Source organism: Clostridium sp. TJA032, from assembly GCF_058310275.1.
In genome coordinates this window covers 75,098-89,657 of record NZ_JBZEFB010000005.1, presented here as the reverse complement: position 1 = coordinate 89,657, position 14,560 = coordinate 75,098, and the positions used below count along the sequence as shown (strand labels likewise).

Annotated in this window: 12 protein-coding genes, 1 tRNA gene and 1 rRNA gene; 11 read left to right on the top strand and 3 right to left on the bottom strand. The window is 27.8% G+C overall.

Annotated features, from left to right (window positions below; genetic code table 11):
* The first annotated feature begins 1 nt into the window (after nucleotide 1).
* The 7 genes from rrf (at nucleotide 2) to AC4FRL_RS10840 (ending at nucleotide 6,308) form a co-directional block, all read left to right on the top strand.
* Nucleotides 2–120: ribosomal RNA gene (gene rrf, locus AC4FRL_RS10870) — 5S ribosomal RNA — on the top strand.
* A gap of 7 nt (nucleotides 121–127) precedes the next feature.
* Nucleotides 128–202, top strand: a tRNA-Asn gene (locus AC4FRL_RS10865).
* 552 nt (nucleotides 203–754) lie between these two features.
* Nucleotides 755–2,845 (top strand): elongation factor G, encoded by a 2,091-nt coding sequence (gene fusA, locus AC4FRL_RS10860; protein WP_491140251.1) that lies wholly within the window; start codon nucleotides 755–757, stop codon nucleotides 2,843–2,845.
* A gap of 261 nt (nucleotides 2,846–3,106) precedes the next feature.
* Nucleotides 3,107–3,343, top strand: coding sequence for a hypothetical protein (locus tag AC4FRL_RS10855; RefSeq protein WP_491140250.1), 237 nt, complete (start codon nucleotides 3,107–3,109; stop codon nucleotides 3,341–3,343).
* Between the two features lie 254 nt (nucleotides 3,344–3,597).
* On the top strand, nucleotides 3,598–4,545 hold the full coding sequence (locus tag AC4FRL_RS10850) for an ROK family protein (RefSeq protein ID WP_491140248.1): 948 nt from the start codon (nucleotides 3,598–3,600) through the stop codon (nucleotides 4,543–4,545).
* Between the two features lie 425 nt (nucleotides 4,546–4,970).
* Nucleotides 4,971–5,513 (top strand): NADH peroxidase, encoded by a 543-nt coding sequence (locus AC4FRL_RS10845; protein ID WP_491140247.1) that lies wholly within the window; start codon nucleotides 4,971–4,973, stop codon nucleotides 5,511–5,513.
* Between the two features lie 180 nt (nucleotides 5,514–5,693).
* Entirely contained in the window at nucleotides 5,694–6,308 is a 615-nt protein-coding gene (locus AC4FRL_RS10840) for a histidine phosphatase family protein (RefSeq protein WP_491140245.1), read from the top strand.
* Nucleotides 6,309–6,599: 291 nt separating this feature from the next.
* Here the strand turns inward: AC4FRL_RS10840 and AC4FRL_RS10835 are convergent, their stop codons facing one another.
* From AC4FRL_RS10835 to AC4FRL_RS10825, 3 genes are all read right to left on the bottom strand, one after another.
* On the bottom strand, nucleotides 6,600–7,367 hold the full coding sequence (locus AC4FRL_RS10835; protein WP_491140244.1) for a DeoR/GlpR family DNA-binding transcription regulator: 768 nt from the start codon (nucleotides 7,365–7,367) through the stop codon (nucleotides 6,600–6,602).
* 487 nt (nucleotides 7,368–7,854) lie between these two features.
* A complete protein-coding gene (locus tag AC4FRL_RS10830; protein ID WP_491140243.1) occupies nucleotides 7,855–8,223 on the bottom strand; it encodes a hypothetical protein in 369 nt (122 codons plus the stop codon).
* 199 nt (nucleotides 8,224–8,422) lie between these two features.
* Nucleotides 8,423–8,782: a DsrE family protein gene (locus AC4FRL_RS10825; RefSeq protein WP_491140242.1), complete on the bottom strand. Its 360-nt coding sequence runs from the start codon at nucleotides 8,780–8,782 to the stop codon at nucleotides 8,423–8,425.
* A 556-nt stretch (nucleotides 8,783–9,338) separates the two neighbouring features.
* Between AC4FRL_RS10825 and AC4FRL_RS10820 the strand changes: the two genes are divergently transcribed.
* The 4 genes from AC4FRL_RS10820 (at nucleotide 9,339) to AC4FRL_RS10805 (ending at nucleotide 14,540) form a co-directional block, all read left to right on the top strand.
* Nucleotides 9,339–10,469 (top strand): glycerol dehydrogenase, encoded by a 1,131-nt coding sequence (locus tag AC4FRL_RS10820; protein WP_491140240.1) that lies wholly within the window; start codon nucleotides 9,339–9,341, stop codon nucleotides 10,467–10,469.
* 26 nt (nucleotides 10,470–10,495) lie between these two features.
* Nucleotides 10,496–12,244, top strand: coding sequence for a dihydroxyacetone kinase subunit DhaK (gene dhaK, locus AC4FRL_RS10815; protein WP_491140238.1), 1,749 nt, complete (start codon nucleotides 10,496–10,498; stop codon nucleotides 12,242–12,244).
* A gap of 324 nt (nucleotides 12,245–12,568) precedes the next feature.
* Complete coding sequence (locus AC4FRL_RS10810) at nucleotides 12,569–14,002, top strand: MFS transporter (protein WP_491140236.1); 1,434 nt, start codon at nucleotides 12,569–12,571, stop codon at nucleotides 14,000–14,002.
* 265 nt (nucleotides 14,003–14,267) lie between these two features.
* On the top strand, nucleotides 14,268–14,540 hold the full coding sequence (locus AC4FRL_RS10805; RefSeq protein WP_491140235.1) for a hypothetical protein: 273 nt from the start codon (nucleotides 14,268–14,270) through the stop codon (nucleotides 14,538–14,540).
* The last annotated feature ends 20 nt before the right edge of the window (nucleotides 14,541–14,560 follow it).

The following is a 14,560-nucleotide window of genomic DNA, read 5'->3' as shown; positions in this document are numbered from 1 at the left end:
ATCTGGTGATGATGCTCTTTAGGGTAACACCCGTTTTCCATTCCGAACACGAAGGTTAAGCCTATGGAGGCCGATGGTACTGCACGGGAGACTGTGTGGGAGAGTAGGTGGTTGCCAGGTTAAATGTTCCTCGGTAGCTCAATGGTGGAGCACTCGGCTGTTAACCGATAGGTTGGAGGTTCGAGTCCTCTCCGAGGAGCCATTTTTTTAAAAAGAGTTATTAAAGAAGATATGTATGTCTTTTTTAATAACTCTTTTTTTATTTTAAAAGGAATTTTTAAATTTATGTGGAATAATAAAAATATAAAGAAATTGTAAATTTATATTATAGTTGTTAATTATTTAAATAATTATAATTATATATTTAATTTATACAAGTACTTTAAAGGGATATATATAGAAAGTTATATAATAATTTTTATATAAAAAGAATATATTTAGGTATAATAAGTTTTAACATGTTTTATAAAAAAATATTAAAATACTATTTTAAGCACTTTTAGAAATCAAAAGAGTATAAAGTGAGTTTATATTTATCTTAATTTTTTAATTAAGAATTTTAACTTAAAATAATTTAGGTTAATTTATTTAGTTTTTGCATAAGGGATTTAATAAAGTTTAAGGTGTATATTACTTTATAGTCAATAGGAATATATGCAGACATTAAAAATTTACTAATACTAATTTTCTAGAAAGGTGGTGAATGCTACTTATATTTTGATATGTAAACATTATCAAAGTTGTAGCAGAAATTATGAAAGGGTATAAAATTGAGAATTTAAGAAATATAGGCATTATAGGACATAGTGATTCTGGTAAAACTGCTTTATCAGAAGCATTACTTTATTATACAAAAACTACAGATAGATTAGGTACTTGTGAAGAAGGAAATACTATAAGTGATTATGATAATGAAGAAAAGAAAAGAAAAATTTCATTATCACTATCTATTATTCCTTTTGAATATGATAAAGTTAAAGTTAATTTATTAGATACTCCTGGATATTTTGATTTTATTGGAGAACAAATAGAAGGAATAAAAGCTTCTGATTCAGCAATAATTACTGTCTGTGGCGTTACAGGAGTTCAAGTTGGAACTGAAAAGGCTTGGGACTGTTGTGAAAAAGAAAAGTTGCCTAGAGCTTTCTTTATAAATAAGTTAGATAGAGAGAATTCTGATTTTGATAAAGTTTTAGAAAATATAAGAGAAATTTTTGGAAGTAAGGCTATTGCAACTCAATATCCTATTGGAAAAGAAAAAAATTTCAAAGGTATTATAAATCTTATAACTAATGAAGCTTATGAATTAGATAGAAAGACTTATAAAATAAAAAAAATAGATATTCCTCAAGAACTTCAAGATAAAGTAGTTGAATATAGAACTTTTTTAATGGAAGCTGTTGCTGAGACTAATGAAGATTTATTAGATAAATATTTATCAGAGGGAGAATTAACAAAGGATGAAATATATAAAGGACTTTCTATAGGTTTTGAAGAAGGTGATATAGCACCAGTTATGTGTGGAAGTTCTTTAACTACCGTTGGAATGAATAGTTTACTAGAATCTATTAAAGGATATTTTCCTTCACCAGATAAAAGTAGAGTTAAGGTAGCTATAAATGATAAGAATGAAGATATGTTAGTTAAAGCAGATGAAAATATGCCATTTTCAGCTTTTATTTTTAAAACTATAGCAGACCCATTTGTAGGAAAGCTTTCAATTTTTAAAGTTCAAACAGGTGAATTAAAAAATGATAAAGTAATATTAAATTCTAAAAATAATAAAATAGAAAAGGTTAGTTCCTTATGTTTTTTAAGAGGGAAGAAACAGATTCCAACTGATAAAATAGGGACAGGTGATATAGGGGCTATTACAAAACTTCAATATACTTCTACAGGAGATACTTTATGCGAAAGTAATTTTAAAGTAATATATGAAGCCTTTGAGTTTCCTAAAGCTGTTATGACTATGGCTATTTTACCAAAGAGTAAGGGAGATGAAGAAAAAATATCTCAAGGTCTTTCAAAGCTTTTAGAAGAAGACCCAACTTTTAAGGTTTCTAGAGATAAAGAGAATGCAGAAACTTTAATTTCAGGAATAGGTGAAACTCATATTGAAGTTTTAGCTAGTAAATTAAAAAATAAATTTGGAGTTGATGTAATTTTAAATGAGCCTAAGGTTCCTTATAGAGAAACAATTAAAGGTATTTCAGATGTCCAAGGAAAGCATAAAAAGCAATCAGGAGGACATGGACAATATGGAGATGTAAAAATTAAATTTGAGCCTAGAAAAGATGGAGAAAGCGATTTAGAATTTGTAGATAAGGTTGTTGGAGGTGTTGTTCCTAGAAATTATATACCAGCTGTTGAAAAGGGCTTAAGAGATTGTCTAAAAAAAGGAGTTTTAGCTGGCTATCCAGTTATAGGCATTAAAGCAACCTTGCATGATGGTTCATATCATCCTGTAGATTCATCAGAAATGGCTTTTAAAGTTGCAGCCTCTTTAGCTTATAAGAAAGGAATTGAAAATGCTAAGCCTACATTATTAGAGCCTATAATGAAGGTTGAGGTAATAATTCCAGATGAATATATGGGTGATATAATAAGTGATATAAATAAAAAGAGAGGAAGAGTAATGGGCATGGAACCTTGTGAAGGTAAGGAGAAAGTTGTAGCTTATATTCCTTTAGCAGAGATGTTTAAATATGCTACAGACCTACGTTCAATTACACAAGGCAGAGGAAGTTTTGATATGGAGTTTGAAAAATATGAAGAGGTGCCTTCTACAGAGGTAGATAAAATAATCGAAGAGGCAAGAAAGATGAAGGAAGCTAAAGAAGCTTAATTAAATATTAAAGTACCATCTTTTTATTTTAAGATGGTACTTTTTATGTATACAAGGAAAAAAATGTGGTTAAATTATTATTATTGTAGGTATTATCACCTTGATTTAAGGAAATAATTTAGAAAAAAGTAAAAAATAGAATAAAACTTTTTATAATAGAATATAAATTGTATATAAAATATGAAATTTAAAACTTATCATATAAAACAGTTTTTTTATTTATAAAATTCTTTTATATATTAACTAAATGAGGTGTAATTAATGTGTAATTATAGAATGGATATAAAGGGGAAAATAGGTTTAAGTGATTATAGCAATATATTTGATTATATAAATATTGTTGGTGTTTATGATAGATTTATGATATACATGTATTCTTTAGATGAGGATAATATAGGAATTATTTGTTCAATGCTTAAAGATAATAATTTTAATATAAAAAATCAAGGATACGATAAGGATGGAATCTATTATATTAATGCAAAAAAAATAGGATAAACAAAAATAATAGTATTTTTTATATAAATAATTGTAAAAATATATAATTTAAAAATGGTAGAACTTTAAATATGTAAAGGTAAGTATATTTATGATATAATTTACTTTGTGTTAAATAAATTTATTAATAAGTTATAATTTTAGTTGTCATACAATAATACATTAATTTGACAAGGTGAGTTCTAAGAGTAATTTTATCAAGAAAACACTTATAGTTGAATTAAACCATAAGAACATGGGGGAGGATTTTTTAAATGAAGAATTACGTTGTTGGAATAGATCTAGGAGGAACAAAAATTAGCTGTGCTCTTGCTGATCTAGAAGGAAATGTTAAAGCTCAACATACAACTCCAACTAATGCTCATGAAGGGGAGCAAGCAGTTTTAGATAGAATAATTAGCTGTGTTGAAACTGTAATATGTGAAGGTAAAGTAACTATTGATGAAGTAGAAGCAATAGGAATTGGATCACCAGGACCTTTAGATTCTAGAACTGGTATAATAATAACTACTCCAAACTTACCTTTTAAAAACTTTGATTTAGTTTCACCATTAAAAGCTAAATTCGGTATTCCTGTTTACTTAGATAATGATGCTAATGTTGCAGCTATAGGAGAATTTATGCTAGGTGCTGGAAAAGGTACTGAAAATATGATTTATATAACTGTAAGTACTGGTGTAGGTGGAGGAGCAATCCTTAATGGTAAAATATACAGAGGAAGTACTTCAAATGCATTAGAAATTGGACATACAACTGTTGCACCAGGAACTGTTAGATGTAACTGTGGTAATATGGGATGTTTAGAAGCTGTATCTTCAGGAACAGCTATAGGCAAAAGAGGAAGAGAAGCTGTTGCTACAAATGTAGAAACAAGTTTAAAAAATTATGACAATGTAACTTCATATGAAGTTTTTGTTGAAGCTAATAAAGGCGATAGAGTTGCAAAATCAATAATAAGTGAAGCTTTAAATTACTTAGGAATTGGTGTCGCAAATGCAATAGCAACATTTGACCCAGATATGGTTGTTATAGGTGGCGGTGTTTCAAAGGCTGGAGATGTTGTTTTTGAAACAGTTCAAGATGTTGTTAATGAAAGATGCTTTAAAGCAATGAGTGAACATTGCAAAATAGTACCTGCTGGATTAGGAACTGATGCAGGTGTTATAGGTGCTGTAGCCTTAGCTTTATTAGAGTGTAAATAATTAAAATTTATATAAATAAGTTAGAAGTTAAAAGCTTCTAACTTTATTTTTTATTTAAAAATAAGAAAATGGTTATATAAAATGTTATAAATTTATAAACAGAGAAAATAAAATAATTAAATACTAGAAAAAAAGTTTATTTTATGATAAAACTATATTGAAAATGGTAAATATAGGTCATAACCACATATTGTGATTTCTAATAGAGACATTATATATTTTTATATAATGTCTCTAAATTTCACTTAGAAAATATTTATAATTTTTTAGGAAAAATTATAAATAACTATTGCTAAACAATAATTATTATTATATAATAATAACATAAGGTTGATGAAGATACATCAATAATAAATAATGAAATTTTTAAATTGAAATATAAATTGAAATTAGATAAATTGTTTGTTTTGTAGGAGGAATAAATTATGAAAAAATTTGTTTGTACAGTATGTGGATATGTTTATGAAGGAGAAAAAGCACCAGAAAAATGCCCAGTATGTGGTGTTGGAGCTGATAAATTCGTAGAGCAAAGTGGAGAATTAACTTTTGCTGATGAGCACAGAATCGGTGTTGCTAAAGGTGTTGACGAAAGAGTAATTGAAGGATTACAAGCTAACTTCGTTGGAGAGTGTACAGAAGTAGGAATGTACTTAGCTATGTCAAGACAAGCTGATAGAGAAGGATTCCCAGAAGTTGCAGAAGCTTATCAAAGAATAGCTTTCGAAGAAGCAGAGCACGCTGCTAAATTTGCTGAAATGTTAGGAGAAGTTGTAGAAGCTGATACAAAGGCTAACTTACAAGCAAGAGTAAATGCAGAGCATGGAGCATGTCAAGGTAAGAAAGACTTAGCTACATTAGCAAAACAATTAAACTTAGATGCAATCCACGACACAGTACACGAAATGTGTAAAGACGAAGCTAGACACGGAAGAGCTTTCGAAGGATTATTAAACAGATACTTTAAATAAGATATAAATTACACGCTTTATAAATTATAAATTTAGTTACTTCCTTAAAAAAGAGATACCAGAAGGTATCTCTTTTTACTTATTATTAAAAACTTTTATTATAAAAATTTAAAGATAAGTTATATAATTATTTAAGGTACTATAATGTTTTAAGAGGAGTAGAAGGGAGAAGGTTTTTAAATGAAGATATACTTTACAAGACATGGAGAAACTTTATGGAATTTAGAACATAGATTTCAAGGATGGAAGGATTCAGAACTTACTGAAAATGGTGTTAAGAGAGCTGAACTTTTAGGAAATAGATTTAAGGATATTAAGGTAGATAAAATTTTTACAAGTCCTATTAAGAGAGCTAAAAGAACAGCATATTTAATAAAAGGTGATAAAGATATAGAAGTTGAAGAAGTTTATGGATTAAAGGAAATAAGCTTTGGAGAATGGGAAGGAATGACTACAGAAGAGATAAAAAGTAATGAAAAGTATGTAGATGAATTAGATAATTTATTTAATAGACCTTTTTCATATGAAAGTTTTGGAGGAGAAAATATAAAAGAGTTTACAGATAGACTTTTTAAGGCTGTTGATGACATAATAAAAGAAAATGAAGATAAGGACATATTAATAGTTACTCATGGTATGTGTGTAAGATACTTAATAGCATATTTTAAAAAGCAGTTTGAGGAAAAAGAAATCATATCACAACCCATATTTCATCAAGCAAGTTATAATGAAGTACAATGGGATGGGAAGAATTTTGAAATAATAGATTTAAATAATATAGACCATTATGAATAAAAATTTAAAAGTTGCACATATTATTATTGAAATTTGTGCTACAATCTTAAATTTTAAGCTTAGGATTATTTAATCTATTTTCTTCATTTTATTGGGAAGAAGATATTAAGCTTAAAATAAGATTTTTAAATATTGAGGTGCCATAAAAGAGCACCTCCTTAACTCTAGTATTAATAAGTCTTAAAAGAAAACTTAAATAACTTTTCCTTTGTATAATTAAGGAGAAGAAATTACACTTTAAATACTATTATAAAAGCACATTAAAATAGGGATATCTCTATCCCTATTTTTTTATTTTTCATTTTCGCATATTTTTAGTTTTATATTATTGTTTTTGAAAAATTCTATGTACTCTTCACTAGGGAGAGAATCAGTTATAATGTAATCTAAATCATTAAGTTCACAAAAAGTAATTAAGGATACATGGTCAAATTTTGAGCTATCAGCTAAAAGAAAAGCTTTAGCACTTCTAGAAATAGCTATTTTTTTAAGCTTAACTTCCTCTTTGTTAGAATTAGTTACTCCTCTTTTTATAGATATTCCATTACAGGATATGAAACATTTATTTATATTATAGTTTTTTAAGATATCTTGACTATTAAGTCCTACAAAGGATTTAGTTCTTCTATTTAAAATTCCAGATAAGCAAACTATGTTTAAGTTTTCTAGTTGAATTCCTTTACATAAAGCTATAACATTGTTTGTAAATATAGTTATGTCTTTCTTGTCCTTTAAAAAATCAATAATATTAACTACAGTTGTACCAGAATCTAAAAATATACTATCTCCATCTTCTATAAATTCAGAGGCTATTTTTCCTAGATTAATCTTAGCCTTGCTATTTATACTGCTTCTTTCATCAAAGGAGCCAGGGCTTTTAATATCATTAGCCACAACCCCTCCATAAACTTTTTTTATAGTACCTTTATCAACTAAAACATTTAAATCTCTTCTTATAGTATTTTTAGATACATTAAAGACTTCACAGAGTTTATCAATAGATACTGTTTTATTGTTAATTATATAATCTTCTACTAGTTCTATTCTTTTTGAACGCATAAGAAATTTTGTTGCTCGTAAATTTTAAGTTTAATTAATTACTATAAATTTAATCTAAATAATATGAACTTTACAAGGTATACGAAGACCTTAGACTTATATTTTTATAGTATAAGCAATGGATTAATTCATATGTAAGTTAAAATATTATAAGGATTAAACTATATCTCTTACAGCGAATACCTACTGCAACAAGTCTTCATCTCCTTTCTTTTTGTTATATTTTGTTATTTAATTATAAATTAAATTTTTAATAAATGAAAGGATTAAGCTTATTTATTTGAGTAAATTTTGGTTATTTTATTAATACATTATGAGTATATTATAGAATTTGATATGACAATTCAGATTTTAAAGCAATTATTTTTTTATTTATATAAAAATAAAGTAGCTAAAAATTAGCTACTTTATTTGAAGAATATTAACTTTGAATATTAACTTTATTTATTTAAAAAACTAAATTATGTACTATATAGACTAAAAATTATTAGTTATTTTCTTTTTCTTGTTTAGCTTCTTCTTTTGCTTCCTTTTTAGCTTCTTTAGCTTGCTCTTTAGCTTCTTTTTTAGCTTCTCTTTCTTTTTCTTTTTCTTCTTTAGCTTCTTCTTTAGCAGCTTTTTTAGCTTCTTTTTCTTTTTCTTTTTCTTTTCTTTCTTCTTCTTTAGCTTCTTCTTTCATTTGCTTTTTTAATTCTTTAGCAAAATCTTTTTCATTTCTTCTTTCTTCTTTTTCACTTTCTTCTATTTCATCATTTACAAGTTTTCCTACGTTGTCTTTTAATTTTTCTTCTAATCTTTCTTCTTTTTTAAGTTCGTGCTTTATTTCCATTTCTTTGATTTTTTCTTTTAAGCTCATTGTATGATACCTCCAAAACAAAACATCTTATAAGTACATTATATAACAAAAAAATTATGATTTTATTTAAAATATTTAAAACTTTCTATAAGTACATTTAGTTTAATGTTAAAAAATTTTTAATAATTACATAAAAAAATCTATGTCTTTGGACATAGATTTTAAGAAAATTTTAAAGGGTAGTGAGTTATGTTAAATTTTATGGCTTGATATATAAATATCCTTCTGATTGTTTTTCAGCAAGTTCAAGTATTCCAGCTGGAACTACTCTACAGAAAGAAAATAATTCATCTTTTGCTATATTGAACTTATCAAGAGAGTTGTTACATACTGCAAAAACTACTCCTTGTTCAGCTTTATCAATAATTTGATCTAAAAGATGAGTATTTCTAGCGATTAATTCTGTTAACTGAAAAACTGCCATAGAATTTGCTAGCACTTCTAATTCGTACTTTTTATTATTTTCTTTAGCGTTGTTTAATATATTTTTTAAATTTTCCAAGACCATAGGCCATTTATTTGGTTCATCAATATGAAATATAATTTTCAAACTAATCACTTCCAAAATCACATTAATTATTTTAAGATGTTATATCATATTAAATTTTATTTAAAGTTGTTGATGTTAGCTCTTTGTCCTATAACCACTTACAGAAGTGTACTACTTCTTAGTAAATAGATTGTTTTAGTCTAAATTTACTAAGCGAATTTAAACAATACTTTGAACAAAATTTATAACATCAACAACCTTGTCTTTAATATATTACTTTAATAAAAAATAATCAAATTAACTAAAAAATAATATTTTTAAAATTAAAGGATTATTTTAATAATTTTTATATTTATATTAAAATTAAATTTCTACTTTTCAATAAATTGTATTTAAAACTTAAATATGTGTATTTTTAGTATAATTGACAAAAAGCAATGAAAATTGTACTTTATTGAGCTTTATTTCTGTAAAGGTTTTAAAAGTCCTATAAAATTATGTAAACTATTGCAAGAGGTTTATATTGTCCAATATTATATCAATAAACTTCAATGTAATAGTTTCCATAGAGGTTTATAATAGCATCATAAGATTTAGTAAAGATTTTAATTGAGGAGATGATTTTATGAGAAAGGCTTTTATATGCCCAACAAAATATGTTCAAGGGGAAAATGAATTACTTAATTTAGGATATTTTGTAGAGACTTATGGAAAATCAGCACTTTTAATAGCACATCCAGAGGATATAAAAAGAGTTAAAGATAAATTAGATAAAACAGCAGAGAAATTTAATATAAGCTTTGTAGAAGGTGGATTTAAGGGAGAATGCTCAAGACAGGAAGTTAAGAGACTTCAAAATCTTGCAAAGGAAATGAATTGTGATTGTACAGTAGGACTTGGTGGAGGAAAAGCTTTAGATACAGCTAAGTGTGTTGCTGAAGGAGAAAAGCTTATAGTAGTTCCAACAATAGCAGCTACAGATGCACCAACTAGTCATTCAGCAGTTTTATACACAGAGGATGGAGCTTTTGATGATTATGCATATTTCAAAGCAAGTCCAAGTGTTGTCTTAGTAGATACTGATGTTATAGCAAAGGCACCAACTCGTTTCTTAGTAGCTGGTATGGGAGATGCTTTATCAACTTATTTTGAAGCAAGAGCAACTTCAAGTTCTTTTACTAAGGTAAATGCAGGTTTACCATGTGGAGTAAGAGAAGGAAAATGTAGAGAAGCTATAGGAACAAATGCTTCTTTAGCACTTGCTAAACTTTGTTATGAAACATTATTAGAGGACGGAAAGAAAGCTAAGGATGCTTGTGATTGTAATTGTGTTACTAAATCCTTAGAGAATATAGTAGAGACAAATATATTATTATCAGGTTTAGGTTTTGAAAGTGGTGGATTAGCTGCTGCTCATGCTATACATGATGGATTAACAATATTAGAAGGTACACATGGATATTTCCATGGAGAAAAGGTTGCTTTTGGAACAATTGCTCAATTAGTTCTTGAAAATGCTCCAAAGAAAGAGTTATATGAAGTTTTAGATTTTTGTTTAGAAATAGGACTTCCTGTATGTCTTGAAGATATAGGAGTTACAGAGGTTTCAGAGGAAGAATTAATTGAAGTTGCTAAAAAGGCTTGTATAGAAGAAGAATCAATTTACTCAATGCCATTTGGAATAGAGGTTTCAGAAGTAGTATCAGCAATTAAATTAGCGGATAAGATAGGTAAAGACTATAAAAATAGAAGATAATTTTAGTAGCAAGGGAGAATTTTAAAATGAAAAAAATAATGAATTCAGCAGAAACACTAGTTAGAGAAATGTGCAATGGAATGGTTATGGCACACCCAGAGTTAGAATTTTTAAGCAAGTATAAGATTGTTAAAAAAAGAAATATAAACAAAGATAAGGTAACACTTATAAGTGGTGGTGGAAGTGGTCATGAGCCAGCTCATGCAGGATTTATAGGAAAAGGTATGTTAGATGTGGCTGTATGTGGAGATGTTTTTGCATCACCTTCACAAATACAAATTTATCAAGGAATAAAGTCAGCTGAGAGTAACAAGGGTACACTTCTTATAATAAAGAACTATAGTGGAGATATGATGAACTTTAAAAATGGAGCTCACCTTGCTACAGAAGATGGAATAAAGGTTGATTATATAAAGGTTGATGATGATATTGCTGTTGAGGATAGTCTTTATACTGTAGGACGTAGAGGTGTTGCTGGAACTGTTTTAGTACATAAAGTAGCGGGAGCTTCTGCTGAAAGAGGAAATAGCTTAGAGGAAGTTAAGAGAGTAGCTGAAAAAGCTGCAAAAAATGTAAAGAGTATAGGATTTGCTTTTACATCTTGTACTGTTCCAGCTAAAGGAACTCCAACTTTTGAACTAGGTGAGGATGAGATGGAGTATGGAGTTGGAATACATGGAGAACCTGGTATTCGTAGAGAAAAGATAGCTACAGCAGATGAATTAGCTGAAAGAATGGTTAATCAACTTATAAATGAATTAGAGTGTAATGGTGAGGAAGTAGTTGTTCTTGTAAATGGCTTTGGAGCTACACCACTTCAAGAGTTATACTTATTAAATAATTCAGTATTTAGAGAGTTAAACAAAAGAGGAATTAAGGCTTGTAAAAACTTTGTTGGTAACTATATGACAAGTATAGATATGGCAGGGGCTTCACTATCAATAATGAAGCTTGATGAAGAATTAAAAGAGTTAATAAAAGATAAATGTGATGCTCCAGCTTTAAAGGTTTGTAATCATTTAGAGGTTCCTAAGTATGAAGAGGTTATAATTAAGGAAAAAGAAGGAAAGGTTTCATATAAAGTTGAAACTTGTGAAGAATTTAAGGAAATAAAAAATGAAAAGATTTCACTTAAAAATATGATTTATATATTAGATAAGATGAGTGAAGTAATAATTGATAATGAAGTTCCATTCTGTGAATTAGATTCTCATGCAGGTGATGGAGATTTTGGAATGAGTGTTGCTAAAGGTTTTAGAATACTTAAAAAGGAATGGAAAGACATATTAAATATAGAGAATTTAAATATATCAGAGTTCTTAAATGCTTGTTCATTAGTTATAATGGAGCATTGTGGTGGTGCTTCAGGACCAATATGGGGTTCAGCTTTTAGAGCGGCAAGTAAAAATGTTATAGGTAAAGATGAGTTAACAGTTAATGATTTTGCAGAAATGATGCAAGCTGCTGTACTTGGAATTCAAAAGACTGGAGAACGTTCTTTTGGAAGAGGAGCTGTAGTTGGCGATAAAACATTAATAGATGCTTTAGTACCTTGTGCAGATGCATGGACAGAAAGTGCAAAGGAAGGACTAAACTTTAAAGAAGCCTTTAAAAAGGGTGCAGAAGCAGCAGTTTTAGGAGCTAAGAAAACAGAGGAAATAGTTGCTCGTATGGGTAGAGCAGGTACAGTTGGAGAGAGAAGTATTGGATACCCAGATGCAGGAGCCTATGGACTAGGAGTAATATTTACTGAGATTTCAAAGGATATTAAATAATTAAATATACGTAAAAAATAAATATTTATATAGTATAAAGAATGTATTAAGGAATTAAACTTGTTTTAATAAGCATCTCACAATTGCCCTTAATACATTCTTTTTTTATTTTGCTTTATTTTTTTAGATTAATAAATTTATTAGATAAGTTGTTTTTTAAAAGTATTTTTTTATATGTTTATTTAAAATAATGTTTATATTAATTAATTTTATATTTAATAATAATTTTTTTATGCTTTGAATAATTTCATATTTTTTAACTTAAAAATAAAGTTTATGAAAGGAGATATAATATAGTTAAACTTATGAAAGGAGTTATGTTGTATGAAAGCTATAGTTAAAAGTAGTGGAAACAGTAAGGAAGGTAGCTATAATAAATGGGCTATATTGTTTTGTGTTGTAATTATGACATTTATGTCCTGTATAGACGGAAGTATAGTAAATGTAGCCTTACCTACAATTTCTTATGACTTAAAAAGACCAATATTAGATACTCAATGGATTGTAACTACATATCTTATGGTAATATCAGCTCTGGTTTTACTATGTGGAAGAATTGGAGACATAAAAGGTAAGTGTAAGGTATTTAAGGCTGGAGTTTTAATTTTTACAATTGGCTCTTTATTTAGTGGCTTATCAAAGGATTTAACACTTCTTATAGTTTCTAGAGCTATACAAGGTGTTGGTGGAGCCTGTGCAATGGCAACTGGAATGGGAATAATAACAGCTTTTTTTGATGAAAAAGAGAGAGGAAGAGCTATGGGGCTATCTGCAAGTGCTGTTGCTATGGGAGTAATGATTGGACCAGCTTTAGGAGGGATTTTGGTTTCTATAAGATGGGATCTTATTTTTTGGATTAATGTTCCTATTGGAATAGTAGCTTTAATTCTTTCTATGATATATCTTCCTAAGATGGAGACAAATTCAAAAGAAAAAATTGATATAAAGGGTACTATAGTTTTTGCAATCTTTATAGTATCTAGTATGTTATCCATAACTAAGGGAGAATCCTTAGGATATACAAATAAGTACATAATTTTAGGATTTATAATAGCTATAGTTTCTCTTTGTTTATTTATATATTTAGAAAAAACTGTTGAATCTCCTGTGTTAGATTTAAATTTATTCAAAAATAAGTTATTTTCTTTAAGTATAGCTTGTTCTGCTTTATCATTTTTAGCTATAAGTAGTATGAATATTATTATTCCTCTTTATCTAGAACAAGCACTACAAATGAGTTCTTTATATGCAGGGTTATTTTTGATGATATATCCTTTATGTTTATCTTTAGTTGCACCTTTAAGTGGTTCTCTTGCAGATAGATTTAATGGAAGATTAATTTCCTTAATAGGAGTATCTATGTTAACTATTGCTCTATTTTTCATGGGAAGAATAAATATAAATAGTACCTTAATTTATTTAGGTATTTGTTGTGCTGTTATGGGTGTTGGAAATGGTATATTTAAGTCAACAAATAATGCTTTAGTTATGGAAAAGATACCTAAAAATAGACTAGGCATAGCAGGAAGTGTAAATTCTTTAGTATCTAACTTAGCCATGGCTTATGGTTTTACTTTTGCTACAACTATATTGTATGGAAGGATGAGTTATAAATTAGGCTATAGGGTTTCAAATTATGTGCAAGGACAAGAGAGTGCTTTCTTATATGGATTAGATTGTGTATTTTTTTCAGCTACAATAATGTGTTTAATTGCAACTTTTGTAGCCTTTATAAGATATAAAAAGAAGGATATATAAAATAAATTTTTAAAATTATACTCTTATTCTAGAAATTTGGAAATCTAAATTTTAAAAAAATAAATAGTACAGTTAAAAATTTTCAATTTTTTTTAGAAAATAGTGATAAATTTTAAGGAAATAGGGTTAAAATTGACGAAATAACAATTATTACTAAGAAGTATTTATTTCTTATTTTAGGAGTGCTATAATCAAGCTGTAAGAAGTATTAATATGAATTAATAAGAAATTGATTAATTATATTTGTTTTTAGGAGGGTTATAAAATGAGTAAAAAAGTTGAAGAATTAAAAAATGAAGTTATGGCTGATATAGAAGAGTCTTGCGTAGAAGAAATAAAAGCTCATATGATTAATAAATTAGAAGAAGATGTAAAGGTTCTTGACGAAGATAGCAAGGAATATAAAGAAGATGAAAAAGAAGCTGAAAGATTAGGAAAAGCTATCAATAAAGAAATAGACAGAGAAATCAAAGAAGAAGCTGAAAATGCAAAAGAATTTGCAAAAGAATTAAAAGCTGATATAGAATCAAGAGAATAATAAAAAGTATTTACGCTTTA

Coding starts and splice junctions, on each gene's coding strand:
- AC4FRL_RS10820 (WP_491140240.1), top strand. CDS start 9,339: ATGAGAAAGGCTTTTATATGCCCAACAAAATATGTTCAAGGGGAAAAT.
- AC4FRL_RS10805 (WP_491140235.1), top strand. CDS start 14,268: ATGAGTAAAAAAGTTGAAGAATTAAAAAATGAAGTTATGGCTGATATA.
- AC4FRL_RS10845 (WP_491140247.1), top strand. CDS start 4,971: ATGAAAAAATTTGTTTGTACAGTATGTGGATATGTTTATGAAGGAGAA.
- fusA (WP_491140251.1), top strand. CDS start 755: ATGAAAGGGTATAAAATTGAGAATTTAAGAAATATAGGCATTATAGGA.
- dhaK (WP_491140238.1), top strand. CDS start 10,496: ATGAAAAAAATAATGAATTCAGCAGAAACACTAGTTAGAGAAATGTGC.
- AC4FRL_RS10830 (WP_491140243.1), bottom strand. CDS start 8,223: ATGAGCTTAAAAGAAAAAATCAAAGAAATGGAAATAAAGCACGAACTT.
- AC4FRL_RS10840 (WP_491140245.1), top strand. CDS start 5,694: ATGAAGATATACTTTACAAGACATGGAGAAACTTTATGGAATTTAGAA.
- AC4FRL_RS10855 (WP_491140250.1), top strand. CDS start 3,107: ATGTGTAATTATAGAATGGATATAAAGGGGAAAATAGGTTTAAGTGAT.
- AC4FRL_RS10810 (WP_491140236.1), top strand. CDS start 12,569: ATGAAAGCTATAGTTAAAAGTAGTGGAAACAGTAAGGAAGGTAGCTAT.
- AC4FRL_RS10835 (WP_491140244.1), bottom strand. CDS start 7,367: ATGCGTTCAAAAAGAATAGAACTAGTAGAAGATTATATAATTAACAAT.
- AC4FRL_RS10850 (WP_491140248.1), top strand. CDS start 3,598: ATGAAGAATTACGTTGTTGGAATAGATCTAGGAGGAACAAAAATTAGC.